This is a genomic window from Pseudomonas sp. ICMP 8385, assembly GCF_002699915.1.
In the GTDB taxonomy this organism is placed as follows: Bacteria; Pseudomonadota; Gammaproteobacteria; order Pseudomonadales; family Pseudomonadaceae; genus Aquipseudomonas; species Aquipseudomonas gessardii.
The window spans coordinates 24,593-47,368 of sequence record NZ_LKBY01000108.1 but is presented as its reverse complement, the minus strand read 5'-3'; the positions used below and the strand labels follow the sequence as shown (position 1 = coordinate 47,368).

Sequence of the window (22,776 nt, the reverse complement as noted above, 5' to 3'; positions counted from 1 at the left end):
GGCAGTGATGGCCTCATCGCGGCGATGCGGCCAGTATAGGCACCTACGTCGCCGGCCGAACCGCCTTGATCAGCGCCTGCAACGAATACCCCAGGCGTGGCGCCAGCGCCTCGGCCCGTGCAGAAACCGCCGCCAGGTCCAGCGTCTGGTCCAGGTCCGCCGGCACGATCAGGATCACATTGCCCTCCTTCACCGGCAGCTCCCAGTAATGCCGGTGGTACAACCCGCGCAACAGCGCAGCGCCCAGGGGCTTGCCATCATCGGTGGCCCACTGATTGATCACCAACCAACCACCGGGGTTGAGCTTCTTCTGGCAGTTTTCCAGGAAGCTCCAGGCCAGGTGGCCAACCCCTGGCCCGACATCGGTATACAAGTCGACGAAAATCAGGTCCGCCGGCTCCGCTGTCGCCAGCAACTCCAGGGCATCGCCCACGCGGATGTACAGCCGTGGATCATCATCCAGCCCCAGGTATTCGATGGCCAGGCGCGGCACGTCCGGGCGCAATTCAATCGCCTCGACATCCTCCAGCGGCAGGAACCTGAGGCAGGCCTGGGTCAGCGTCCCGGCGCCCAGGCCAAGGAACAGCGCACTCTCGGGCTGCTCGTGACACAAGGCGCCAATCAACATGGCACGGGTGTAGTCATACTCCAGCCAGCTCGGATCGGCAGTGAACACGCAGCTCTGCTCGATGGCATCGCCAAACTCGAGAAAGCGGTAATCGGCCACTTCCAGCACACGGATCATGCCGAAGTCATCATGGACCTCAGCCAACAGGCGCTCGACGCGCTCCTCAGTCATTGCATCTCCTAATGGGCCCGGGCACGGGTTCAAGCCGCCTGGTCCCAAGCGGCAAAGGCGCGATTGTCGGCCAAGCGGCGCCAGCAGGTCACGCACTAATTACTGATAACATGCACGTTCCCGACATTCATTCGAGTTCACGATGAGCCAACCCTGGAGCCCCGACAGCTGGCGCGCCCTGCCGATCCAGCAACAACCCCGCTACCCCGACGCCGCGCACTTGCTGCAGGTCGAGCAGAGCCTGGCCAGTTACCCGCCGCTGGTGTTCGCCGGCGAAGCCCGGGAATTGCGCCGCCAGTTTGCCGAGGTGACCCAGGGTCGCGCGTTCCTGCTGCAGGGTGGCGACTGCGCCGAGAGCTTTGCCGAGTTCTCCGCTGCAAAAATCCGCGACACCTTCAAAGTGCTGCTGCAGATGGCCATTGTCATGACCTTCGCCGCCGGCTGCCCGGTGGTCAAGGTCGGGCGCATGGCCGGCCAGTTCGCCAAGCCGCGCTCGGCCAACGATGAAACCATCGACGGCATCACCCTGCCCGCCTACCGTGGCGATATCGTCAACGGTATTGGCTTCGACGAGAAAAGCCGCGTCCCGGACCCCGACCGCCTGCTGCAGTCCTATCACCAGTCCACCGCCACCCTGAACCTGCTGCGCGCCTTCGCCCAGGGCGGTTTTGCCGATCTGCACCAGGTGCACAAGTGGAACCTGGACTTTATCGCCAACTCCGCCCTGGCCGACAAGTACAGCCAACTGGCAGACCGCATCGACGAGACCCTGGCCTTTATGCGCGCCTGCGGCATGGACAGCTCGCCACAACTGCGCGAGACCAGCTTCTTCACCGCCCACGAAGCGCTGCTGCTCAACTACGAGCAAGCCTTTGTGCGCCGTGACAGCCTGACCAACGATTACTACGACTGTTCGGCCCATATGCTGTGGATCGGCGACCGCACGCGCCAACTCGATGGCGCGCACGTCGAGTTCCTGCGCGGGGTGAACAACCCGATCGGGGTCAAGGTCGGCCCGAGCATGAACCCCGAAGATCTGCTTCGCCTGATCGACATTCTCAACCCGGACAACGATCCTGGGCGCCTGAACCTGATCGCACGCATGGGCGCCAACAAGGTCGGCGACCACCTGCCCAACCTGATTCGCGCCGTGCAGCGCGAAGGCAAGCAGGTGTTGTGGAGCTGCGACCCGATGCATGGCAACACCATCAAGGCCAGCAGCGGCTACAAGACCCGGGACTTCGCGCAGATCCTCAGCGAAGTGAAGGAATTCTTCCAGGCCCATGAAGCCGAAGGCACTTATGCCGGTGGGATTCATATCGAAATGACCGGGCAGAATGTCACCGAGTGCATTGGTGGCGCACGACCGATTACCGAGGATGGCTTGTCAGACCGCTACCACACCCATTGCGACCCGCGGATGAATGCCGATCAGTCGCTGGAATTGGCGTTCCTGATTGCCGAGACGTTGAAGCAGGTCAAACGCTAGAGCGGTGGTGGCCTGATCCACCGCAATCGCGGGCAAGCCCGACTCCCACCACGGTCAATGTGGGAGCCGGGCTTGCCCGCGATTGCGCCCTAGCTGCCCACCTCCATTGCCAGCATCGCCCCCCGCAACCGGGCTGCACTGTGCCGCTGACAATTGATTTGCACCTGCTCCAACCCCAGCCAATTCGCCATCTGCCGCAGGTTCAACGCCAGCGCCAACATCCCTGCCTCGTCCAACCCCGGCTCTTCCTCATGCACGGCATGCACTGCCAACCGCGCCTTGGCCCGCTCGGCCCGCAAATCCACCCGCGCGGCGATCCGTTCGTTGTGCAGGAACGGCAGCACGTAATAGCCATACACCCGCTTGTCCTGCGGGGTGTAGATCTCCAGCCGATAGCGGAAGTCGAACAGGCGCTCGGTACGCCCACGCTCCCAGATCAATGAATCGAAGGGCGACAGCAACGCACTGGCCGCCACCTTGCGCGGGACCGTTGGCTCGGGCAGGCAATACGCCGGCTGTTTCCAACCCTCGACCTGGCAGGCCTGCAATTGCCCATCCTCGACCAACTCGGCGAGGCGCCCACGACTCTCTGCCGGGGTCAGGCGAAAATAATCGCGCAGGTCCTTTTCCGTCGCGATGCCCAACGCCGTCGCGGCCTGCAGCAGCAGGCCGCGCTGGGCACTGTGCTCGCTCAAGGGCGCCTGTTGCAGAATCGCTGCCGGGATGACCCGCTCCGGCAGGTCGTACAGCCGCTCGAAACCACGGCGCCCGGCCACCGTCACCAGCCCTGCGGCAAACAGCCATTCCAGGGCCTGCTTTTCATCACTCCAGTCCCACCACGGCCCGGCGCGCTCTTCACGGGTCGACAGGCTGCCCGCCCCCAACGCACCCTGCTGTTCGACGATGGCCAGCACGCGGCGGATGGTCGCCTGTTGCTCGCGCCCAAAACGCGCCATCTGCTGATAGATCCCCTGCCCCTCGGATGCGCGCTGCATGCGCCAGCGCAGCAGCGGATACAGCGTCATCGGTAGCAGCGAGGCCTCATGCCCCCAATACTCGAACAACGTACGTTTACGCCCCAGGCTCCAGGCCGCCTGTTCCAGCAGCAACGGCGAGTAATGACCCAGGCGGGAAAACAGCGGCAGGTAGTGGGAGCGCACCACGGCATTGACCGAATCGATCTGCAACACACCCAGACGCTCGATCAGACGATTGACCTGGGCTGCCTTGATCTGTGCGGGCGGCTGGCGCCCGGAAAAGCCTTGGGCTGCCAGCGTCAGGCGGCGGGCTTGCCTAAGGGAAAAGCTCAGTTCTGCGGGCATGGGCATCTCCTGATTGCGCCCGCGAACTGTAGCGCGAGGATCGTCATTTACCCAACGGGTCATTCCACACAGACCGGTGACGTTCATGCTCGACATCCGCCCGGGTCAAGCCAATATCCTTGAGTGAGTCATCACTCATTTCTGCCAGGACCTGACGCTCGCGCTGCACGGCGTACCAACGGCAAACCCTTTGAAACACCCCGGCCAACGGGCGCTTCACCAACAACACATAACCTCTTTGACCCTTCATCATCTCGCCCTCCAGTGGGGATGACTAAAGTCTGGGCCCAGGGCTATGATCAATCCAACGAATGTTTCTTATGCAACACATCTCAGAGATTGATCAATTGACTCACTACCCGAGCATCGACACCGACGTGCTGCGCACCTTCGTCGCCATCGCCGACCAGGGTGGTTTCACCCGCGCCGGCGAGAAGGTCAACCGCACCCAATCGGCGGTCAGTATGCAAATGAAGCGTCTGGAGGAGGACGTGTTGCAGCGCAAGTTGTTCGAGCGTGATGGCCGGCAGGTCAGGCTTACGCCGGAGGGCCAGGTGTTGCTGGGGTATGCGCGGCGCATCCTGAAGCTGCACAGCGAGGTGTTCAATACCTTGCGCGAGCCGCACATGGTCGGCCTGGTGCGCATCGGCACCCCGGACGACTACGTAATGCGCTACCTGCCCGGCATTCTCAAGCGGTTTTCCAAGGCCTACCCGCTGATCCAGATCGAGATGCACTGCGAAGGCACGCCGGTGCTGATGCAGCGACGCGACCTGGCACTCACGGTGATCAGCCGCGAACCGGGCAATGAAATCGGCGAACTGCTGCGCAACGAACGCATGGTCTGGGTGGCATCGCCCTGCTTTTGCGTGGATGAGCACGAGACCCTGCCCCTGGCAATCTCCGGCCTGGACAGCTTTTGCACACAATGGGCCCGCGCCTCGCTGGAGGCCGTGGGGCGTGAGTATCGCCTGGCCTATCACAGCTCCAACGGCGCGGCGATCCAGGCCGTGGTCGGTGCCGGGCTGGCAGTGACGGTGATGATGGAAAGCCTGGTCACCGAAGACTTGCGGATCCTGGGCAGTGACGAAGGTTTCGGCCCACTGCACACGGTCAACTTGCGCCTGCTGCGCAACCCGAACATGACCTCGCCCATCACCGAATGCCTGGCCGAATATATCCTCGACGGTTTCAGACTTTAAAGGTCAGCATCACCGCGCACATCACCAGGAAACCGCAGAACAAACCGCGCAACAGGCGCTCCGGCAAGGCGTGGGCGATTTTTACCCCCCAACTGATGCTCAGCAGCCCGCCGACCGCCAGGGGCACGCCGATCAGCCAATCCACCTCGTGGTGCCAGGCATAGGTCACCAGGGTCACGCCGGTACTGGGCAAGGCCAGTGCCAGGGACAGGCCCTGGGCAACCACCTGGGTGGTGCCGAACACACTGGTCAACACGGGCGTGGCTACCACCGCGCCGCCAACACCGAACAGGCCCCCCATGGATCCCGACGCCGCGCCCAATACCCCCAGCCACGGCCAGGAATAGCGCATCTGTGCTGAAGGCGGTGTATGGCGGGTGAACATGCGTAACAGGTTGTACCCCGACAGGGCCACCAAAAACACAATAAAGCCAATGCGCATCATGCCGGCATCGATGCCTACCGCCCAGATCGACCCCAGCCAGGCAAAACAAAAACCCATGACGCCCAGTGGCAAGGCATGTCGCAGTTCTATGCTATTGCGCTGGTGGTAACGCCATAACGCCAGCATCACGTTGGGGACCACCATCACCAGCGCAGTGCCTTGGGCAATTTGCTGATCCAGGCCAAACAGCACGCCCAGCACCGGAATCGCGATCAACCCGCCCCCAATGCCAAACAGCCCGCCGACAGTGCCCAGGGCTACGCCCAGCATTACATACATCGCTATATCCACCACAACCACACCCCTGCGCCGTCTCAAGCCCTGCATGCTACGCACTGCGCCCTGGCAGGGAAACGCATAGCAACGCACAATGGCTATGCCAAATCCGCACAAGCGAATAATCCCCATGAACCCCACAACCCTGACCGATCAACTGGGCCTGTTCCTCGATGTGCTGGAAGCCGGCAGCTTTTCGGCAGCGGCGCGGCGCCATCCGCTGACGCCCTCTGCCGTGGCGCGGCGCATTGACAGCCTGGAAAGCGCCCTGGGCAGCCAGTTGTTCCTGCGCAGCACCCACGCGGTGCTGCCCACCCCGGCCGGGCTGGCGTTTGCCGAGCGTGCGCGGCGGATTATCCGGGAGTTGCAATTGGCACGGGCCGAGGCCGTGTCCCTGAGCCATGCGCCCGAGGGCCTGATTCGGGTGGATGCCCCCGCCGCGTTTGGCCGGCGACACCTGGCGCCGGCCATCGCGGATTTCCTGACGGTCTACCCGGGCCTGGACGTGCACCTGCATCTGATCGACAGCTTTGTCGATATGCAGGGCGAACATCTGGGCAAGGTGGACCTGGTGCTGCGGGCCGGACATATAGTCGATACTCGGCTGGTCGCCACGCCATTGGCCAGTATTGTGCGAATCGCCTGTGCCAGCCCAACCTATCTGAAAAACCGTGGCACGCCGACCCATCCCAGCCAGCTCAACGAACACGACGGCCTGGACTGGGAAGGCCTGGCACCGATGTTCGCCTGGCGCTTTGAACTGGATGGTCGCAAGAACACCTACCGCCCACAGCGCATCCGCATGAGCGCCAATAATGCCGAAGCCCTGCTGTCCGGCGCCCTGGCCGGGCTGGGCATCGCGGACCTGCCTACCTGGCTGGCCAGTGAATACCTGGTCCGCGGCGAACTGGTGCCGCTGTTCTGCGAAAACGGCCTGCCCACTGCTGAAACCGCCGGCATCTACGCCCTGCGCCTGGAACAACAGGCCAATGCCCGCAGCCGCCTGTTGCTGGAATACCTCAAGAGCCGTTTCAGCCCCGTCCCACCGTGGGATCTGGCGTTGCAAAGTGGCTGGGGCTGACAGCCGCCAGCAAATTATCTGGCGCATCAAAGGTTTGCCCGCTAGATTCCAGCTCAAATACGCTTTAAGGCACCGCCATGACTGACACCTGCGACTCCCTGCTCCTCGACAACCAACTGTGCTTTGCCCTGCACTCCACCTCGTTGTTGATGACCAAGGTCTACAAACCCTTGCTGCAAGCCCTTGGCCTGACTTACCCGCAGTACCTGGCCATGATGGTGCTGTGGGAAGACGATGGTTTGACCGTAGGGGAAATCAGTAACCGCCTGCTCACCGACCCGGGCTCGCTGACCCCACTGCTCAAGCGCCTGGAAGCCGAAGGCCTGTTGAGCCGCACACGCAGCCGGGTCGATGAGCGTGTGGTGGTGGTGGCGTTGACCGACGCAGGCCGGGCACTGCGGGACAAGGCCATGGATGTCCCCCCCTGCATCCTCAGCGCCAGCGGGTTGCAGAGGGAGCAACTGCGCAAGCTGCAAGCAGACTTGCTGGAACTGCGCAGGAATTTGCAGGGTAGCGTCTAGCCACCTGTCGGAACCGGCTTGCCGGCCCCGACAGGTCATCGCGATCACTTCAAAAATTTATATTGCGCACTAAACATTTGCGCGATACATTCATTTCGCAACTTACTTAGCGCGCAAATTTTTAGCGCAAAAATACAGCGAGGAACCCCCCATGCAAACCCTCTATACCGCAGTAGCCACCGCCACCGGCGGCCGTGATGGCCGTGCCGTTTCCAGCGACAATATCCTCGACGTCAAACTCGCCACCCCAAAAGAACTGGGCGGCGCCGGCGGCCAGGCCACCAACCCGGAACAACTGTTCGCCGCTGGCTACTCAGCCTGCTTTATCGGCGCCCTGAAATTCGTCGCCAGCCAGAGCAAACGCAAAATCCCCGATGATGCCTCGATCACCGCCCACGTCGGCATCGGCCAGATTCCCGGTGGTTTTGGCCTGGACATCGACCTGCACGTGTCCCTGCCCGGCCTGGCCGAGGATGAGGCGCAAAGCCTGGTAGACGCTGCACATCAGGTCTGCCCGTACTCCAACGCTACCCGTGGCAATGTCGATGTGCGCTTGCATGTCACGGTGTGACCGGTAAACAGGCATAAAAAAACCCGACTCTTGGTCGGGTTTTTTATCAGTAACGCAAGACTTACTTAGTAACCTTGGCGCGACCTTTGTACGAACCACCTTCACGGGTGTCGATCTCGATCAGGTCGTCGATCTCGATGAAATCAGCCACTTGCAGTTCGGTACCGTTAGCCAGCTTGGCAGGCTTCATCACTTTGCCCGAAGTGTCACCGCGAGCGGAACCTTCGGTGTAGGCAACTTTACGCACGATGGTGGTCGGCAGCTCTACGGACACCAGGCGCTCTTCAAAGAAAATGGCTTCGCAGACGTCTTCCATACCTTCTTCGATGAACGGCAGAACAGCTTCGATATCTTCAGCGTTCAGCTCGTACATGGTGTAGTCGGTAGTGTCCATGAACGTGTAGGTGTCGCCGCTGATGAACGACAGGGTCGCTTCCTTGCGGTCGAGGATCACGTCATCCAGTTTGTCATCGGCGCTGTAGACGATCTCGGTCTTGTAACCGGTCAGCAGGTTCTTCAGCTTGGTCTTCATGATTGCGCTGTTACGACCAGACTTGGTGAACTCAGCTTTCTGAACCAGCCAAGGGTCGTTTTCGAGACGGATCACTGTACCGGGTTTCAGTTCTTTACCAGTTTTCATTACGAATATCCGAAATTTGGATGGGATTTACAAAAATCAAGGTCGCGTATCATATCCAATTTTCATAAAACTGTACCAGCGCCGTCGCAAGATCGGCCTGCAAGGCCTGTTCCAGACACCATTGCTCGGCATGTGCGGTCAGTTCCGGCCAATGCTCAAGCACGGTTTTCCAGCCTGAGGCCATGTCGCTGTCCGTGTTCCAGGCTTGCCATAGGGCGATCAGCGCAGCTTTCGCGGGGGCCGACAGGTCCTGGGTGTACAGATCAAGGAACGCATCGAGCTTGTCCAGGTGGATGTCTTCATCCTGGCGGTAGATATGCCATAACAACGGGCGCCCGGCCCATTGTGCGCGCACAAAGGAATCTTCGCCGCGCACGGCATTGAAGTCACAGCACCACAGCAGGCGGTCGTACTGCTCCTGGCGCACGAACGGCAGCACCTGCACCGTCAGCGCGCCGCGCAGGTGCACCTGCCCCACGCCTAGCGCCTCGCCCCCCAGCCAGCACTGTACATCGCCAAGGATGCGCCCTTCCGGCACCAGCAGATGGGTGGCCTGGCCATCGGCCGCCAATACGTCCAGCCAACTGGCCAGGCCGGCATTTTCATAGGCGAACAGCGAGATCAACCGCGCGCCCGCCGCAGGAACAACACCCAGCGCTTGTAGGAATTGTTGCTGGGCCTGGGGATCACGCTGAAAAGCCTGACGCCGCTCAATCAACCCCGCCTCACGCAGCAAGCCCCCGGTGCCGGGGCGAAATCCCGGAAAGAAGAAGTACTTTTGCACGCCCTTGAACTTGACCGACGGCAGGCCGTGACATCCGACCACCCATTCCTCGGCACTCAGATAATCCAGGTTCATCCATAACGGCGTACGCTCGCGGGCCGCCATGGCCTCCATATAGGCCGCTGGCAGTTGGCAGGCAAAGGCTGCGATCACCACGTCCGCCGCTGCCGTGGCTGGCCAATCCGCCGGCCACTGGCGCACATCCACGCCCTCCTGCCACTGCTGCGCCAATTGCACGTCCACCTCGGGGCACATGCGCTCGAACGCCCGCAGGTCATCGACCCACAACCGCACGGCACAGCGCTGTTCTGCCACCAATTGCCGGGCCAGGCGCCAGGTCACGCCGATGTCGCCATAGTTATCGACAACGCTGCAAAAAATATCCCAGCGGGCTTTCATTCCGGGCTCCATCAGTCAAAGGCTCGATTGTCCGCATAAATGCCGCCAGGCAGAAGGGCTGATCGCGATTATTCTGCACGCTGGCTATGCGACAATCCCCCACTCGCCGCAACCGCCCGCCAGGAGGCCGCCATGTCCGCTCGCCCGTTGTCGCTGTTCAAACTCAGTATTGCCGTGGCCCTGGGCCTGTGGCTGGGCTTTGTCGCCATCGCGCTGACGGCCTGGCTGGCCTCGCGCTACCTGCCTGGACAACCCGTGGCCGCCGTCACCCAGGCCGTCCAGCAGTTGGGCAGGCCGCCTGCCGTGACACCGGAGCCGCCGAACCGCATGTTTGAGCAATACCAACAGAACCTGCACAAGCAGGCACAACAGCAGGCGCTGGATCAGGCCCGGGACAACCCGCGCAACCTGTCCAACCCCAAATGCCAGTTCTGGCTCCAGCAAGACCAGAACGCCCCCAGCGACAAGAGCCGGGCCAATGTCCTGCAATTTTGTGATTGAGCCGCAAGCCCCCATGAATAAACACGCCGTCCTCCAGTTGATCCTGGAAAAACTCGCCGCCGACCTGGATGTGGCGCAACGCGCCGCGCAAACCGCCTACGAAACCGCGACCCACGAAGAAAACATCGCCGAGAACAAATACGACACCCTGGGCCTGGAAGCGTCTTACCTCGCCGCCGGGCAAGCCAAGCGCGTCGAGCAAATCAAGCAGTCACTGGTGCTGTGCCAGAACCTCAACCTGCGGCCCTACGATGAACAACGGGGGATCGAGGTGGGCGCCCTGCTTGGCCTGGAGGATAACGACGCTCGCCAGCAATGGCTGTTCCTGGCGCCGGATGCGGCAGGCTTGAAAGTCTATGTGGTGGGGCAGTTGGTGACCGTCATCACCCCTCGCTCGCCGCTGGGCAAAAGCCTGCTGGGCAAGTTCGAGGGCGATGAGGTGGAGATTCTGGTGGCGGGCACCCGGCAGCAATTCGTGGTGACCGAGGCCCGCTGAGCCGATCAGTGAACCGGCAGTTCAACACCGTCGAACAGGGCTTCCAGTTCCTGCTTGTTATGGCACTGGATCGCCTTGGCCATGACTTCACGGGTCAGGTGCGGGGCGAACTTCTCGATGAAGTCGCACATGAAACCACGCAGGAAGGTGCCACGACGGAAGCCGATCTTGGTCACGCTGGACTCAAACAGTTCGCTGGCATCGAGTACCACCAGGTCGCTGTCGAGCTTGGTATCGACGGCCATCTTGGCCACGATGCCAACGCCCAGGCCCAGGCGCACGTAAGTCTTGATCACGTCGGCGTCAGCCGCCGTGAACACTACTTTGGGCGTGAGGCCGCGATGGCTGAAGGCCTCATCGAGCTTGGAACGGCCAGTAAAACCGAACACGTAGGTGACAATCGGGTATTCCGCCAAGGCTTCCAGGGTCAGCTTCGGCAGCTTGGCCAGTGGGTGGCCCTGGGGGACCACGACGCAGCGGTTCCAGCGATAGCACGGCATCATCACCAGGTCGCCGAACAGCTCCAGGGCTTCGGTGGCGATGGCGAAGTCGACGGTGCCATCAGCCGCCATTTCGGCGATCTGCATCGGCGAACCCTGGTGCATGTGCAAGGCCACGTCCGGGTACTGCTTGATAAAGGAGCTGATGACCGGCGGCAGGGCATAACGGGCCTGGGTGTGGGTGGTGGCAATCGACAGGGTGCCCTTTTTCTCGTTGGAAAATTCCTGGGCGATCTGCTTGATGCTTTCAACCTTGCGCAGGATCTCGCCGGCGGTGGTGATGATGCGCTCACCGGCCGGCGTGACGCGGGTCAGGTGCTTGCCGCTGCGGGCGAACACTTCGACGCCCAATTCGTCTTCGAGCAGGCGGATCTGCTTACTGATACCCGGTTGCGAGGTGTAGAGGCTTTGCGCCGTGGCGGAAACGTTGAGGTCGTGGTGCGCCACTTCCCAGATGTAGCGCAGTTGTTGAAGCTTCATATGTATCCCTCAAAGCAGATAGACGCCACGGATATCAGCGACGGTATATAACTATATTAAAGGTTTGATTGATAAATCTAGAACTTTTTATCGTTTACGCCCCATCACACATCTTCACTGCGCCGACGCTGCAGCAAAGGCACCAGATAGACCGGCACCCGCGACAACTGCAACACCCGCGCCGCCGTACGCCCCAATGGGGTCAGGATCCCCGCGCCCTGGCTATGACTCCCTACGATCAACAAATCCACCGAGAGTTTCTGCGCCTGGTCGAGAATCACCTGGGCGGGATCCCCCTGGATCACCCGCACCGAACGAATCGTCTGTAAATCCTGCTCGCCATCCGCCAGTTCTTCGCGAAGGCTGTCCAACACCCGCTGTTCGATACTCGCCATGACCGTGGTCAGCCCCTGGGCCTGCCATTCGCTCAAGGCCGGCTCGTCCAGGTAGGTTTGCAGCACCGAGTCGGCGAGCAGCCCGATCGGCTCCACGACATGGATCACATGCAGATCCGCCTTGAACGTGCGCGCCATCGCCAGTGCATGTTGCATCACGTAAGGCGCATACACACCCAGGTCTGAGGCATACAACATCGACCGAATCATAGAACCTCCTGGACTGCCAGGATGGCGGGGACTGTTTCAGCTTAGCAGCGCCTCCGCGACTGCGATGAACTTAGCGTTCGACCTGGACTTTCGGCTCATTGCTCACACCATGGGGCACATGCCCGGTGGCCACCACCTCCCTGGCTTTCTCGCAATGGCCGGCCTGGTCGTCAAAAAACACATCGGCAGCGAACGCTTCAAGGAACGCCGACTTTTCCAGGCCGCCGAGAAACAGCGACTCGTCCAGGCGGATGTCCCACTCGCGCAAGGTGCGGATCACCCGCTCATGGGACGGGGCCGAACGCGCCGTCACCAGCGCCGTGCGGATCGGGCATGACTCATCGGGGAACTCACGCTGCAACAGGTTGAGGGCCGCCAGGAATCCCTTGAACGGCCCACCCCGTAGCGGTTCGCGAGCCGCTTGCCGCTCGCTGGCCTGGAACGCTTCCAGGCCGCCGCTTTGGTAGACGCGCTCGGACTCGTCGGAAAACAGCACCGCGTCACCGTCGAAGGCAATCCGCAACTCAGCGCTGGAAGCCCGACGGGCGCCGCCGGACAAAATGGTCGCCGCCGCAAAACCGGCATCCAGCGCGCTACGCACATCTTCGGCGTGGGTCGAGAGAAACAGGTGGCAGCCAAACGCCGCCAGATAAGGGTGGGGGTTACGTCCACCGACAAAGGCAGCGCGGGAAATATCCAGGCCGTAGTGCTGGATCGAATTGAACACACGCAAGCCGGTATCGGCACTGTTGCGTGACACCAGCACCACCTCGACCCGCGCCCGGCCGAGGCTGGCATTGAGGGTCAGGAGTTTCTTGACCAGGGGGAAGGCATCCCCCGGCTCAAGGATTTCTTCCTCGTGATCGATCTGGTACTTGCGGTAGGCCTCGACGCCCTGGGCCAGGTAAACCTTATGGCTTTCGCCCAGGTCGAACAGGGCCCGCGAGGAAATCGCCAACACCAATTTGTCGCTCATGCTTTTGGCCATGCCTGTTCCTCAGTTGTTGCGCCGGTCGATAAAACCCAAGGCCTGATACAGCGCCTGCATCCGCGGCAATTCGCAGCCGGCGGCCCTGGCTGCGGCCAGCGGGCGGGCGTAGATCGCGGCCAGTTCCAGGGGGCGCCGGTGCAGATGATCGTGATACATGCTGGGCCAATAGTCCGTCAAACGTTCGGTCATGCTGAACATCTGCTCGGCATAACCGGGCGCGATCTGATGGCCGCACGCGTGGGCGCCCTGCACCACTTCGGCCATCAGGCCCTGGATCAATTCCCGGCTGGACTCGTCGGCCATCAACGCCGAGGTATTGGCTCCGAGCAGCACCGACAGACCGTTGTACGGCACATTCCACACCAGTTTATGCCAGCGCGCCTGGTCCAGGTCGGGCATGGCCTGGGCGTCGATCCCGGCGTGGCGGAACAGCCCGGCGCCCTCTTCGATAATCGCCTGGCGGCGTGCCGCATCATGGGTGGCACTGCCACTGTGATAGCCCAGGCTGACCCGGCCCATGGCCTGGTGCTCGACGATCCCCGGCCCGCAACGGTGTACGCAGATATAGCAAAGCCCGCCGAGCAGGTGCACCGATGGCGGCAGGTGCTCGCGCAGGGCCTCCTCGACACCCAGGCCATTTTGCAACAGCACCACCTTGGCATCGGGCGCCGCTGCCTGGGCAATGGTCGGCGCCAGCTCAACGTTACCGTTGGTCTTGGTGCCCACCAACAGCCAGTCGCAAGGCGGCATGTCGGCCGCATTGGCATAGGCCTGCACCGGGTGCAGGCGCAGGGCGCCATGCACCGCGCTATTGAGTTGCAAGCCGCGCTCGCTGACCGCCGCGAACTCACTGCGCAACAGGAAATGCACGTCAAAACCGGCGCGCGCCAGCATCAACCCGTAAAAACCACCAATGGCACCGGTGCCGATAATCCCGATGCGTGGCCCGGGTTCAACTGCACTCATCATGGCAACTCCTCTGGTTCTCGTTTGAGCGCTTCGTCTATACCTTCACGCAGGTCACCGGCATTCAGGCCCACCTGCAAGGCGCCGTGGAACTGCCCCTCGCACACCACAAACAACGCCGGCAAATGGAAGATCCCATAGCGCTGCACCGCGCCGCCATTGTGCCCGGCGTCAACCCAGCAGATCCGCGCAACCGGCAGCTCCCAGCCGGGCAACTGCTGGCGCGCCCAGCGGCAACTGGAACAGCCCACACTGGTAAATACCAGCAATGAAGCACCCGGTAACCCCAGCAACTGTTGGTCGATATCCAAATCCGTCAATTCAAACGCTTTCACTCGCTCCACACCACCCCCTTTAACCAGGCAACACACTATCAGGCCGCACGCCACCGCGCGCAATTGCCCATTGTCGAGCCGGCGTGTACGCGCTAAGGTTCGGCTCCCCGCTGCATTTAAATCATGCTGTGCTCCGCCGCACGGGGTTCGCTGGCGGCCGGCACCCGTGACCCTGACGAGTAACACGATGGCTGATTTACCGATCAACGACCTAAACGTCGAATCCAACGAGACCCTGATCACGCCCGATCAGCTCAAGCGCGAAATCCCTTTGAGCGACGCTGCCTTGCAGACCGTCACCAAGGGCCGCGAAGTCATTCGTGACATCCTCGACGGCACTGACCACCGCCTGTTCGTGGTGATCGGCCCTTGCTCGATCCACGACCTCAAGGCCGCCCACGAGTACGCCGAGCGCCTTAAAGTGCTGGCCGCGGAAGTGTCCGACACCCTGTACCTGGTGATGCGCGTGTATTTCGAGAAGCCACGGACCACCGTCGGCTGGAAAGGCTTGATCAACGATCCGTACCTGGACGACTCGTTCAAGATCCAGGACGGCTTGCACATCGGCCGCAAGCTGCTGCTGGACCTGGCTGAAATGGGCCTGCCCACGGCCACCGAAGCCCTGGACCCGATTTCCCCGCAGTACTTGCAAGACCTGATCAGCTGGTCGGCGATCGGGGCGCGTACCACCGAATCGCAGACCCACCGCGAAATGGCCTCCGGCCTGTCCTCGGCCGTGGGCTTCAAGAACGGCACCGACGGCGGCCTGACCGTGGCGATCAATGCCTTGCAGTCGGTTTCCAGCCCGCACCGTTTCCTGGGGATCAACCAGGAAGGTGGCGTGTCCATTGTCACCACCAAGGGCAACGCCTATGGCCATGTGGTACTGCGTGGCGGCAATGGCAAGCCCAACTATGATTCGGTCAGCGTGGCCCTGTGCGAACAGGCGCTGAGCAAGGCGAAGATCAAGCCCAACATCATGGTCGATTGCAGCCACGCCAATTCCAACAAGGACCCGGCCCTGCAACCACTGGTGATGGAGAACGTGGCCAACCAGATCCTGGAAGGCAACCAGTCGATTATCGGCCTGATGGTCGAGAGTCACCTGAACTGGGGTTGCCAGGCCATTCCAAAGGACCTGGCCGACCTGCAATACGGCGTGTCGATCACCGATGCCTGCATCGACTGGTCCGCCACCGAGACCACCCTGCGCAGCATGCACGCCAAGCTCAAGGACGTATTGCCCAAGCGCAAACGTACCTGACGCACACAAAAACGCCGGGCTGAGCCCGGCGTTTTTTTATGCCCGCCTGCTGGCTTTACAGCTTCGCGGCATGGCGCTGGTGACGCTCCATGTAGCGCTCCACGTAGGAGCAAGACGGGATCACCGTGTAGCCCATGCTCTCGGCGTATTGCAGCGCCTCTTCGGTCAACGCAGCGGCAATGCCGCGCCCACGCAAGGCATTGGGCACAAACGTGCGGTAGATATCCAGGGTCTGCTTCCCCAGGTCCATGTAGGTCAGATAGGCACGATGACCGTCCACATTGGTCTCGAACTGATGACCAGCCTGGTCATGGTGGATGGACAACGCCTCGCTCATCACTACTCCTTGCGGGTCTTGGTTTCTGACCCCTACCTTACCGATGTTTTTCCGGCGAAGGAACATCTACGCCACCCCGTGCCGGTCTCGACAACGAGAAAAGCCCTACAGCACTCACGCCCCGCACGCAGGAATAGTAGGCACCAATCCGGTCATTGCTCAAGGGACGCTCGTCCTCCATCGGGCTGGCGGACATAGAAAGGGCTGATCGAGCATCCCGTGGTCGATCGGCCTGAACATTGCCGGCAGTTGAAGCTTGAGACGAACAAGCGCTTTTAAAGTCACCTCTACATGCGCGAAAGATGCCCACATGCCTCAGGGAAATCTGAACAATAGTGTTCATGCCGATATATAAATTGACAGGCGCTTACAACGTTTAACACTTGCCAGCCGGCGCTTTCAGCCTGGATCCAATCTTTGGCCACACATCAAGAACTGGATATTTTTTATACAAACTCGCCAAAGATTAGCCAAAATAGATTCGGCACAAGAATTTTTTTTGCTTCTTGCGCTACGTCAGTTTACTTACTACAAGTAATGGGTAGTATGTACGCCGGCTATTAGCTCACTCTGAGATAGTAGCCATTAAATAGAAAGTCCTTGAAGGGGAACACGATGAACAACGTTCTGAAATTCTCTGCTCTGGCTCTGGCCGCAGTTCTGGCTACCGGTTGCAGCAGCGTCTCCAAAGAAACCGAAGCTCGTCTGACTGCAACTGAAGACGCAGCAGCTCGCTCCCAGGCTCGTGCAGACGAAGCCTACCGTAAAGCTGATGAAGCTCTGGCTGCTGCTCAAAAAGCACAACAGACTGCTGACGAAGCTAACGAGCGCGCTCTGCGCATGCTTGAAAAAGCTAGCCGCAAGTAATAATCCCTCGGGGTTGTTATCAAGCCGATCCATTTTTGGATCGGCTTTTTATTGCCCGTATCCCGGGCAATAAAAAGCCCGCCAGGCGCATGCCATGGCGGGCTTTGATGGGCAGCAGGCGTTACTGCTGCAGATCGACCGGCATACTGGTGACCATCGGCGCCGCGCCCGGCTCGCCAATCTGCGCCGGCAAGCCATCTTCGGCCGCGACAACATCGCGCACTTCGTCCCAGTTGACCCGCAGGTTGTTGGCCAGGTCTTCGCGCTTGAGCATCGCGTTGATGACGGCGGTGTGCTTGTCGACCACCGACGGCGTGCCATCGTCGTTCAAGGGCGCATGCGCCTCCAGATAGACCTTGCCGCCGCTGATGCCGAACTTGTAGGCATCATTGATGATCCGCACCGGCGTGCCCACCGGGACCATACTGGCCATCTCCAGCACGTTGTTGTTGAACATGCGGAAGCAACCGTGGCTGGTACGGGTACCGATGCCGAACTTCTTGTTGGAGCCATGAATCAGGTAGCCCGGCGTGCCCAGGGTGAACTTGAACGGGCCCAGGGGGTTGTCGGGACCGGCCGGCACCACATTGGGCAGCGGGTCGCCGTCCGCCGCGTGCTCAGCCTTGATCGACGCGGGCGGGGTCCAGGTCGGGTTGGGGGTCTTGGCAATGATGCTGGTACGGGCAATCGGCGAGCCCCAGCCTTCACGACCGATCCCCAGCGGGAAGGTGTACACCACATTCTGGCCCTTGGGGTAGTAGTACAGACGGTACTCGGCCAGGTTGATCACGATGCCTTCGCGGGGGCCCGGCGGCAGGATGAAACGGGTCGGCAGCACAATCTCGACCCCGGTTCCCGGCAGCCAGGCATCCACCCCGGGATTGGCCGCGACCATCTCCGAATAGCCCAGATCATAAGTCACCCCCAGGTCGGCAAAGGTGTCTTCGTACTTGGCCTTGATCACCTGGACCTGGCCGACAATGTCTTCACCCGGCGGCGGCAGGGGCAGTTGCAGGGCCGCAACAGGACCGGCCGCACACAAGGCGGCGAGAGACAGGCAACAGGTGACGACAGGCAGGCGCGACAACATCCGGGAAATCCTTCGCAGATCGACGGGGGTAAAATGGCGATTGTAGCGTGTAGCTGCCCTTAAAGCTCGAAGCGCAGTTCAGGCCAGATAGGCGGCGTGCCACGCTTTTGCGATTCAAGAATCGCCCGGCACAAGGGGCACAGGCGCTGGTCCTGGAAGATCGAGCGGTCCACCGATGACCAACGTGGCTGGGCCGGCAGCAAGGTGCCGCAGAGCGTGCGGTCGATGGTGCCGCCCAGTTCCAACTGGCGCGTGACCAGGTGCACCTTCACTTCCTGGCAGGCGAACAGATCCAACTGCTCGTCAGGCTCGATCAGTTGGTAGGCAAACAGGGACCAGGCAGGACGCGACGACATCGGGGGCTCCAAATCGGGGGCGCCACCTTAGCCGAAAGACCGCTGCTAGAAAAGCGTCATAACAGCGGTTTTAGCGTCGGCCAGACATTTTCCAGCAACTTGGCCTGGGCGCCGACGGCCGGGTGCAGTTGATCAGCCTGCATCATCTGCGGGTGCCCCCCCACGCCCTCAAGGAAAAACGGCACCAAAGCAACGTTTTTTTCCTTGGCCAACACACCATAGACTTCGGCAAACGCCGTGGTATATCGCGGGCCATAATTGGGCGGCAACTGCATCCCCAGCAGCAGCACTTTGGCACCGCCGGCCTTGGACTGGTCAATCATCGACGCAAGATTTTGTTGCAATTGCGCCGGGGGCTGGCCACGCAAGCCATCGTTGCCCCCCAACTCGATCACCACCACGTCGGGCTTATGCTCTGCAAGCGCCGCCGGCAGCCGCGCGAGGCCGCCAGCACTGGTGTCGCCACTGATGGAGGCGTTGACCACTTTATCGTCGAAACCCTCCTTCTTGAGCCGTTGCTCCAGCAGGGCCACCCACCCTTTGCGGGTATCCAGGCCGAAACCGGCACTGATACTATCGCCAACGATCAGGACAGTACCCGCCGCTGCGTTCTGGGCCATGCACATCAGGGCCAGGCCAGCACTCAAAAACCATATTCGCATCGGATTCTCCATGGGCGCATGCATTCTCACCGCGCAGAACCTTAGCAAAGTGGTTCCCAGCGCGGAAGGTGAACTGACCATCCTGCACGAACTGAGCCTGGAACTGAACAAGGGCGATAGCCTGGCTATCGTCGGCAGTTCCGGTTCCGGAAAATCCACGCTCCTTGGCCTGCTGGCCGGGCTCGACCTGCCCAGCAGCGGTGAAGTCACCCTCGCCGGCCAGGCCCTGAGTGTGCTGGACGAAGATCAACGGGCACGCATCCGCGCCGAACACGTCGGTTTTGTGTTCCAGTCATTCCAATTGCTCGACAGCCTCAATGCCCTGGAAAACGTCATGCTGCCCCTGGAGCTGGACGGGCGCAAGGACGCCCGCGAACGTGCACGGCACTTGCTCGAGCGGGTCGGCCTGGGCCAGCGCCTGACCCACTCGCCACGCCAGCTTTCCGGCGGCGAGCAACAACGGGTGGCCATTGCCCGGGCGTTCGCCGCCGAGCCAGACGTGCTGTTTGCCGACGAACCCACCGGCAACCTCGACAGCCATACCGGCGAGCGCATCAGCGACCTGCTGTTTGAACTCAACAAGGAAAACGGCACCACCCTGGTGCTGGTGACCCACGACGAGCGCTTGGCCCATCGCTGCCGACGCCTGATCCGCCTTGAAGCCGGCCTGATGGTCGAGCCCCTGGAGCCTTGATGGCACGTTTGCCGCTGTTGCGCCTGTTCAGCCTTGCCCTGCGCCAATTGCTGCGCGATGCCCGTGCCGGTGAATTGCGTGTGTTGTTCTTCGCCCTGCTGGTGGCGGTGGCCGCCAGTACCGCCATCGGTTATTTCGGCGCGCGGCTCAACGGCGCGATGCTGTTGCGCGCCACCGAGTTCCTCGGCGCCGACCTGGTGCTGGAGGGCAGTTCCCCGGCCCGCCCCGAGCAAATCACCAGCGGCACGCAACTGGGCCTGGCCCACGCCAGGGTGGTGGAGTTTTCCAGCGTCATCGCCACCGACAACGGCATCCAGTTATCGAGTATCAAGGCCGTCAACGAGCAGTACCCGCTGCGCGGCCAGCTGAAAAGCGCGGCCGAACCGTTCGCCGCACAAACTCCCGGTGGCGGGCCGAAACCCGGCGAGGCCTGGGTCGAGGCCCGCCTGTTGACGGCACTGGACCTGAACGTCGGCGACAGCATCGACGTCGGCATGAAGACCCTGCGCCTGGCCCGCGTGCTCACCTATGAGCCGGACCGTGCCGGCAACCTCTATAGCCTCACCCCACGGGTGATGATCAACCTGGCCGACCTTGAGGCCACCGGCGTGGTCCAGCCGGGCAGCCGGGTCAGCTACCGTGAATTGTGGCGCGCACCGCCAGGCAGTACCGCCCTGCAAACCTACAGCGACCAGATCAAGCCAGGGCTGGCCGCCAACCAGCGCCTGCAGGACGCACGGGACGGTAACCAGCAGATCGGCGGTGCCCTGGGCAAGGCCGAACGCTACCTGAACATGGCCAGCCTAGTCGCGGTGTTGTTGTCTGGGGTGGCCGTGGCCCTCTCGGCGAACCGCTTTGCCAGCCGCCGCTTCGACGCCAGCGCGCTGCTGCGTTGCCTCGGCCTGTCGCGCCGGGAAACCATGCTGCTGTTCAGCCTGCAGTTGAGTGTGCTGGGGCTGCTGGCCAGCCTCGCCGGCGCGGCACTGGGCTGGCTGGCGCAACTGGGGCTGTTCTACCTGTTGCACGATCTGCTGCCGGCCGATGTGCCGCCGGGCGGCTTGCTGCCGGCTGTCGCGGGCATCGGGACCGGGCTGGTGGCCCTCGCCGGTTTTGCCCTGCCCCCTCTGGCGGCCCTGGGCCGCGTGCCGCCGCTGCGGGTTCTGCGTCGCGACTTGCTACCGATCCCCTCCAGCACCTGGATGGTATATGGCGCGGCACTGTTTGCCCTGGGCCTGATCATGTGGCGCCTGAGCCTGGACCTGGTGCTGACCTTCGCCCTGTTGGGCGGCGGGGTGATCGCCGCGCTGATCCTCGGTGGCCTGCTCCTGTTGCTGCTGAAAAGCCTGCGCCGCCTGCTGGCGCGCGCGGCCCTGCCCTGGCGCCTGGGGCTGGGCCAGTTGTTGCGCCACCCGTTGGCGGCGGCGGGCCAGTCCCTGGCGTTTGGCCTGATCCTGCTGTCGATGGGCTTGATCGCCCTGTTGCGTGGCGAACTGCTGGACACCTGGCAGAACCAGTTACCCAAGGATGCCCCCAACTATTTCGCCCTCAATATCCTGCCGGCCGACAAGGACGCCTTCGGTGCTCGCCTGCTTGAACTGCAGGCCCAGGCCGCGCCCTTGTATCCGGTGGTGCCGGGACGCCTGATCAGCATCAACGGCGAACCGGTACAGGACATTGTCAGCAAGGACTCCAGTGGCGATCGCGCAATCCAACGGGACCTGAGCCTGACCTGGGCGGCCAACCTGCCCCCAGGCAACACCCTGACATCGGGCAGTTGGTGGGCGGATCAGCCAAGCGACGGCGTGCCAGGTGTCTCGGTAGAAGCCAAGGTGGCCGAAAGCCTCAAGCTCAAGCTCAACGACCACCTGACCTTCACCGTTGGCGGGGAAAACCGCGAGGCCCGGGTCACCAGCCTGCGGGAGATCAACTGGGACAACTTCCAACCCAACTTTTTCATGATCTTCCAACCGGGCACCCTGAAGGACCTGCCGGCCACCTACCTGACCAGCTTCTATCTGGCTGCCGGCCATGACCAGCAGATTGTCGATCTGTCCCGAGCCTTCCCGGCCGTGACCATCCTGCAGGTCGAGGCGCTGCTGGCCCAACTGCGCAGTATCCTGGCCCAGGTCACGCTGGCCGTGGAATACGTGCTGCTGTTTGTCCTGGCGGCAGGCATGGCGGTGCTGTTTTCCGGGCTGCAGGCCACCCTGGACGAACGCATCCGCCAGGGCGCCCTGTTGCGCGCCCTGGGCGCGGAGCGCACGTTGCTGGTCAAGGCCCGGCGTATCGAGTTCGGGCTGCTGGGTGCGGTCAGCGGGCTACTGGCGGCGCTGGGCACCGAGTTGGTGACCCTGGTGCTGTATCGCTATGCCTTCGACCTGGTCTGGCACCCTCACCCCTGGCTGCTGGTGCTTCCGGTGATCGGCGCGGTGCTGATCGGCGGGGCCGGAGTATTCGGTACACGCCGGGCCTTGAATGCCAGCCCACTGACGGTACTGCGCGAAGGCTGAAAAAAAGCCCGCCCCCTTACGGGAGCGGGCCACACAGGCTTACTTGACGTACTCGATGCCGGTGATCCACCAACACACCTCGCCACCCGGCGTCTGCACAATGGCCTCATCGTCCACCTCTTTGCGCAGCAGGGCCCTGGCCATGGGGGAGTCGATGGAGATGTAGTCCATGCGCTCATAAATCTCGTCATAGCCCACGATCCGAAAACGCTTGGTCTCGCCCTGCTCGTTCTCGATATCCACCCAGGCCCCGAAGAACACCTTGCCCTCCTGCTCAGGCATGTATTCCACCACCCGCATATCTTCCAGGCGTTTACGCAGGTAGCGCACCCGGCGATCGATTTCACGCAGCAGCTTCTTGTTGTACTGGTAGTCGGCGTTCTCGCTGCGGTCTCCCAGCGAAGCTGCCCACGTCACCTTGCGCGTGGTATCAGGACGCTTTTCTCGCCACAGGTAATCAAGCTCTTTTTTCAGCGCCTCATGACCTTCTTTGGTAATCAGCTTGGTACTCAAAAGCGTCACATCCCCAGCAAGTATCCATTGGTTCAAAGCACCCGCGCATCAGCCTGCAATGCACTGGCGGCCTGACGGCA

The 22,776-nt window shown here is 61.9% G+C and carries 27 protein-coding genes; 11 read left to right on the top strand and 16 right to left on the bottom strand.

What is annotated here, in order from left to right:
• Window positions 1-43 precede the first annotated feature (43 nt).
• Window positions 44-799 (bottom strand): spermidine synthase, encoded by a 756-nt coding sequence (locus AO268_RS19160; protein ID WP_099169527.1) that lies wholly within the window; start codon window positions 797-799, stop codon window positions 44-46.
• A gap of 142 nt (window positions 800-941) precedes the next feature.
• On the opposite strand from AO268_RS19160, the gene AO268_RS19155 reads away from it, so the two are divergent.
• Window positions 942-2,288, top strand: a complete 1,347-nt coding sequence (locus tag AO268_RS19155) for a class II 3-deoxy-7-phosphoheptulonate synthase (protein WP_099169526.1) — start codon at window positions 942-944, stop codon at window positions 2,286-2,288.
• A gap of 89 nt (window positions 2,289-2,377) precedes the next feature.
• On the opposite strand, the gene AO268_RS19150 is transcribed toward AO268_RS19155, so the two are convergent.
• Together AO268_RS19150 and AO268_RS19145 are read right to left on the bottom strand one after the other, a co-directional pair.
• Window positions 2,378-3,610, bottom strand: coding sequence for a winged helix-turn-helix domain-containing protein (locus tag AO268_RS19150; protein WP_099169525.1), 1,233 nt, complete (start codon window positions 3,608-3,610; stop codon window positions 2,378-2,380).
• A 43-nt stretch (window positions 3,611-3,653) separates the two neighbouring features.
• Complete coding sequence (locus AO268_RS19145) at window positions 3,654-3,860, bottom strand: DUF1127 domain-containing protein (protein WP_057444696.1); 207 nt, start codon at window positions 3,858-3,860, stop codon at window positions 3,654-3,656.
• 70 nt (window positions 3,861-3,930) lie between these two features.
• Between AO268_RS19145 and AO268_RS19140 the strand changes: the two genes are divergently transcribed.
• Window positions 3,931-4,812, top strand: coding sequence for a LysR family transcriptional regulator (locus AO268_RS19140; protein WP_099169524.1), 882 nt, complete (start codon window positions 3,931-3,933; stop codon window positions 4,810-4,812).
• On the opposite strand, the gene AO268_RS19135 is transcribed toward AO268_RS19140, so the two are convergent.
• Window positions 4,802-5,551, bottom strand: a complete 750-nt coding sequence (locus AO268_RS19135; RefSeq protein ID WP_099169539.1) for a sulfite exporter TauE/SafE family protein — start codon at window positions 5,549-5,551, stop codon at window positions 4,802-4,804. The two genes, AO268_RS19140 and AO268_RS19135, sit on opposite strands and share 11 nt — an antisense overlap.
• Before the next feature lie 112 nt (window positions 5,552-5,663).
• Between AO268_RS19135 and AO268_RS19130 the strand changes: the two genes are divergently transcribed.
• The 3 genes from AO268_RS19130 (at window position 5,664) to AO268_RS19120 (ending at window position 7,706) form a co-directional block, all read left to right on the top strand.
• Entirely contained in the window at window positions 5,664-6,614 is a 951-nt protein-coding gene (locus AO268_RS19130; protein WP_099169523.1) for a LysR family transcriptional regulator, read from the top strand.
• A gap of 77 nt (window positions 6,615-6,691) precedes the next feature.
• A complete protein-coding gene (locus tag AO268_RS19125) occupies window positions 6,692-7,135 on the top strand; it encodes a MarR family winged helix-turn-helix transcriptional regulator (RefSeq protein ID WP_099169522.1) in 444 nt (147 codons plus the stop codon).
• A 151-nt stretch (window positions 7,136-7,286) separates the two neighbouring features.
• The gene (locus AO268_RS19120; RefSeq protein ID WP_099169521.1) at window positions 7,287-7,706 is read left to right on the top strand and encodes an organic hydroperoxide resistance protein; all 420 of its coding nucleotides are present in this window, start codon (window positions 7,287-7,289) and stop codon (window positions 7,704-7,706) included.
• Window positions 7,707-7,767: 61 nt separating this feature from the next.
• On the opposite strand, the gene AO268_RS19115 is transcribed toward AO268_RS19120, so the two are convergent.
• Both AO268_RS19115 and earP read right to left on the bottom strand, forming a co-directional pair.
• Window positions 7,768-8,346: an elongation factor P gene (locus AO268_RS19115; RefSeq protein ID WP_099169520.1), complete on the bottom strand. Its 579-nt coding sequence runs from the start codon at window positions 8,344-8,346 to the stop codon at window positions 7,768-7,770.
• 49 nt (window positions 8,347-8,395) lie between these two features.
• Window positions 8,396-9,529: an elongation factor P maturation arginine rhamnosyltransferase EarP gene (gene earP, locus AO268_RS19110; protein WP_099169519.1), complete on the bottom strand. Its 1,134-nt coding sequence runs from the start codon at window positions 9,527-9,529 to the stop codon at window positions 8,396-8,398.
• Between the two features lie 132 nt (window positions 9,530-9,661).
• On the opposite strand from earP, the gene AO268_RS19105 reads away from it, so the two are divergent.
• Window positions 9,662-10,030: a hypothetical protein gene (locus tag AO268_RS19105; RefSeq protein ID WP_099169518.1), complete on the top strand. Its 369-nt coding sequence runs from the start codon at window positions 9,662-9,664 to the stop codon at window positions 10,028-10,030.
• Window positions 10,031-10,043: 13 nt separating this feature from the next.
• Window positions 10,044-10,526: a GreA/GreB family elongation factor gene (locus AO268_RS19100; protein WP_099169538.1), complete on the top strand. Its 483-nt coding sequence runs from the start codon at window positions 10,044-10,046 to the stop codon at window positions 10,524-10,526.
• A gap of 5 nt (window positions 10,527-10,531) precedes the next feature.
• Here AO268_RS19100 and cysB read toward each other — a convergent pair whose 3' ends face one another.
• The 5 genes from cysB to AO268_RS19075 form a co-directional block, all read right to left on the bottom strand.
• A complete protein-coding gene (gene cysB, locus AO268_RS19095) occupies window positions 10,532-11,506 on the bottom strand; it encodes an HTH-type transcriptional regulator CysB (RefSeq protein WP_099169517.1) in 975 nt (324 codons plus the stop codon).
• A 104-nt stretch (window positions 11,507-11,610) separates the two neighbouring features.
• Complete coding sequence (locus tag AO268_RS19090) at window positions 11,611-12,111, bottom strand: universal stress protein (RefSeq protein WP_099169516.1); 501 nt, start codon at window positions 12,109-12,111, stop codon at window positions 11,611-11,613.
• Between the two features lie 70 nt (window positions 12,112-12,181).
• A complete protein-coding gene (locus tag AO268_RS19085; protein WP_099169515.1) occupies window positions 12,182-13,099 on the bottom strand; it encodes a 5'-nucleotidase in 918 nt (305 codons plus the stop codon).
• Between the two features lie 9 nt (window positions 13,100-13,108).
• Window positions 13,109-14,068 (bottom strand): putative 2-dehydropantoate 2-reductase, encoded by a 960-nt coding sequence (locus AO268_RS19080; RefSeq protein ID WP_099169514.1) that lies wholly within the window; start codon window positions 14,066-14,068, stop codon window positions 13,109-13,111.
• The gene (locus tag AO268_RS19075) at window positions 14,068-14,403 is read right to left on the bottom strand and encodes a thioredoxin (RefSeq protein ID WP_099169513.1); all 336 of its coding nucleotides are present in this window, start codon (window positions 14,401-14,403) and stop codon (window positions 14,068-14,070) included. The genes AO268_RS19080 and AO268_RS19075 overlap by 1 nt, the downstream gene beginning before the upstream one ends.
• A gap of 187 nt (window positions 14,404-14,590) precedes the next feature.
• On the opposite strand from AO268_RS19075, the gene AO268_RS19070 reads away from it, so the two are divergent.
• A complete protein-coding gene (locus tag AO268_RS19070; protein WP_099169512.1) occupies window positions 14,591-15,667 on the top strand; it encodes a 3-deoxy-7-phosphoheptulonate synthase in 1,077 nt (358 codons plus the stop codon).
• 55 nt (window positions 15,668-15,722) lie between these two features.
• Here the strand turns inward: AO268_RS19070 and AO268_RS19065 are convergent, their stop codons facing one another.
• A complete protein-coding gene (locus AO268_RS19065; protein WP_029297992.1) occupies window positions 15,723-16,004 on the bottom strand; it encodes a GNAT family N-acetyltransferase in 282 nt (93 codons plus the stop codon).
• A 615-nt stretch (window positions 16,005-16,619) separates the two neighbouring features.
• On the opposite strand from AO268_RS19065, the gene oprI reads away from it, so the two are divergent.
• Window positions 16,620-16,871, top strand: coding sequence for an outer membrane lipoprotei OprI (oprI, locus tag AO268_RS19060; RefSeq protein WP_003172710.1), 252 nt, complete (start codon window positions 16,620-16,622; stop codon window positions 16,869-16,871).
• A gap of 121 nt (window positions 16,872-16,992) precedes the next feature.
• Here oprI and AO268_RS19055 read toward each other — a convergent pair whose 3' ends face one another.
• From AO268_RS19055 to AO268_RS19045, 3 genes are read right to left on the bottom strand one after another with little or no spacing between them, the layout of a single operon-like run.
• Complete coding sequence (locus AO268_RS19055) at window positions 16,993-17,961, bottom strand: L,D-transpeptidase family protein (RefSeq protein WP_099169511.1); 969 nt, start codon at window positions 17,959-17,961, stop codon at window positions 16,993-16,995.
• A gap of 59 nt (window positions 17,962-18,020) precedes the next feature.
• On the bottom strand, window positions 18,021-18,317 hold the full coding sequence (locus tag AO268_RS19050) for a hypothetical protein (RefSeq protein ID WP_029297976.1): 297 nt from the start codon (window positions 18,315-18,317) through the stop codon (window positions 18,021-18,023).
• A 56-nt stretch (window positions 18,318-18,373) separates the two neighbouring features.
• Window positions 18,374-18,979 carry an arylesterase gene (locus AO268_RS19045; RefSeq protein ID WP_099169510.1) on the bottom strand — a complete coding sequence of 202 codons (606 nt, stop codon included), beginning with the start codon at window positions 18,977-18,979 and terminating at the stop codon, window positions 18,374-18,376.
• A gap of 10 nt (window positions 18,980-18,989) precedes the next feature.
• On the opposite strand from AO268_RS19045, the gene AO268_RS19040 reads away from it, so the two are divergent.
• Complete coding sequence (locus AO268_RS19040) at window positions 18,990-19,673, top strand: ABC transporter ATP-binding protein (protein ID WP_029297972.1); 684 nt, start codon at window positions 18,990-18,992, stop codon at window positions 19,671-19,673.
• On the top strand, window positions 19,673-22,183 hold the full coding sequence (locus AO268_RS19035) for an ABC transporter permease (RefSeq protein ID WP_099169509.1): 2,511 nt from the start codon (window positions 19,673-19,675) through the stop codon (window positions 22,181-22,183). The genes AO268_RS19040 and AO268_RS19035 overlap by 1 nt, the downstream gene beginning before the upstream one ends.
• Before the next feature lie 39 nt (window positions 22,184-22,222).
• Here AO268_RS19035 and greB read toward each other — a convergent pair whose 3' ends face one another.
• On the bottom strand, window positions 22,223-22,696 hold the full coding sequence (gene greB, locus AO268_RS19030) for a transcription elongation factor GreB (protein ID WP_099169508.1): 474 nt from the start codon (window positions 22,694-22,696) through the stop codon (window positions 22,223-22,225).
• Window positions 22,697-22,776: the final 80 nt, after the last annotated feature.

Excerpts from the sequence above, each read along its gene's own strand:
- AO268_RS19160 (WP_099169527.1), bottom strand. The coding sequence starts at position 799 with ATGACTGAGGAGCGCGTCGAGCGCCTGTTGGCTGAGGTCCATGATGAC.
- AO268_RS19155 (WP_099169526.1), top strand. The coding sequence starts at position 942 with ATGAGCCAACCCTGGAGCCCCGACAGCTGGCGCGCCCTGCCGATCCAG.
- AO268_RS19150 (WP_099169525.1), bottom strand. The coding sequence starts at position 3,610 with ATGCCCGCAGAACTGAGCTTTTCCCTTAGGCAAGCCCGCCGCCTGACG.
- AO268_RS19145 (WP_057444696.1), bottom strand. The coding sequence starts at position 3,860 with ATGAAGGGTCAAAGAGGTTATGTGTTGTTGGTGAAGCGCCCGTTGGCC.
- AO268_RS19140 (WP_099169524.1), top strand. The coding sequence starts at position 3,931 with ATGCAACACATCTCAGAGATTGATCAATTGACTCACTACCCGAGCATC.
- AO268_RS19130 (WP_099169523.1), top strand. The coding sequence starts at position 5,664 with ATGAACCCCACAACCCTGACCGATCAACTGGGCCTGTTCCTCGATGTG.
- AO268_RS19125 (WP_099169522.1), top strand. The coding sequence starts at position 6,692 with ATGACTGACACCTGCGACTCCCTGCTCCTCGACAACCAACTGTGCTTT.
- AO268_RS19120 (WP_099169521.1), top strand. The coding sequence starts at position 7,287 with ATGCAAACCCTCTATACCGCAGTAGCCACCGCCACCGGCGGCCGTGAT.
- AO268_RS19115 (WP_099169520.1), bottom strand. The coding sequence starts at position 8,346 with ATGAAAACTGGTAAAGAACTGAAACCCGGTACAGTGATCCGTCTCGAA.
- earP (WP_099169519.1), bottom strand. The coding sequence starts at position 9,529 with ATGAAAGCCCGCTGGGATATTTTTTGCAGCGTTGTCGATAACTATGGC.
- AO268_RS19105 (WP_099169518.1), top strand. The coding sequence starts at position 9,662 with ATGTCCGCTCGCCCGTTGTCGCTGTTCAAACTCAGTATTGCCGTGGCC.
- AO268_RS19100 (WP_099169538.1), top strand. The coding sequence starts at position 10,044 with ATGAATAAACACGCCGTCCTCCAGTTGATCCTGGAAAAACTCGCCGCC.
- cysB (WP_099169517.1), bottom strand. The coding sequence starts at position 11,506 with ATGAAGCTTCAACAACTGCGCTACATCTGGGAAGTGGCGCACCACGAC.
- AO268_RS19090 (WP_099169516.1), bottom strand. The coding sequence starts at position 12,111 with ATGATTCGGTCGATGTTGTATGCCTCAGACCTGGGTGTGTATGCGCCT.
- AO268_RS19085 (WP_099169515.1), bottom strand. The coding sequence starts at position 13,099 with ATGGCCAAAAGCATGAGCGACAAATTGGTGTTGGCGATTTCCTCGCGG.
- AO268_RS19080 (WP_099169514.1), bottom strand. The coding sequence starts at position 14,068 with ATGAGTGCAGTTGAACCCGGGCCACGCATCGGGATTATCGGCACCGGT.
- AO268_RS19070 (WP_099169512.1), top strand. The coding sequence starts at position 14,591 with ATGGCTGATTTACCGATCAACGACCTAAACGTCGAATCCAACGAGACC.
- AO268_RS19065 (WP_029297992.1), bottom strand. The coding sequence starts at position 16,004 with ATGAGCGAGGCGTTGTCCATCCACCATGACCAGGCTGGTCATCAGTTC.
- oprI (WP_003172710.1), top strand. The coding sequence starts at position 16,620 with ATGAACAACGTTCTGAAATTCTCTGCTCTGGCTCTGGCCGCAGTTCTG.
- AO268_RS19055 (WP_099169511.1), bottom strand. The coding sequence starts at position 17,961 with ATGTTGTCGCGCCTGCCTGTCGTCACCTGTTGCCTGTCTCTCGCCGCC.
- AO268_RS19050 (WP_029297976.1), bottom strand. The coding sequence starts at position 18,317 with ATGTCGTCGCGTCCTGCCTGGTCCCTGTTTGCCTACCAACTGATCGAG.
- AO268_RS19045 (WP_099169510.1), bottom strand. The coding sequence starts at position 18,979 with ATGCGAATATGGTTTTTGAGTGCTGGCCTGGCCCTGATGTGCATGGCC.
- AO268_RS19040 (WP_029297972.1), top strand. The coding sequence starts at position 18,990 with ATGGGCGCATGCATTCTCACCGCGCAGAACCTTAGCAAAGTGGTTCCC.
- AO268_RS19035 (WP_099169509.1), top strand. The coding sequence starts at position 19,673 with ATGGCACGTTTGCCGCTGTTGCGCCTGTTCAGCCTTGCCCTGCGCCAA.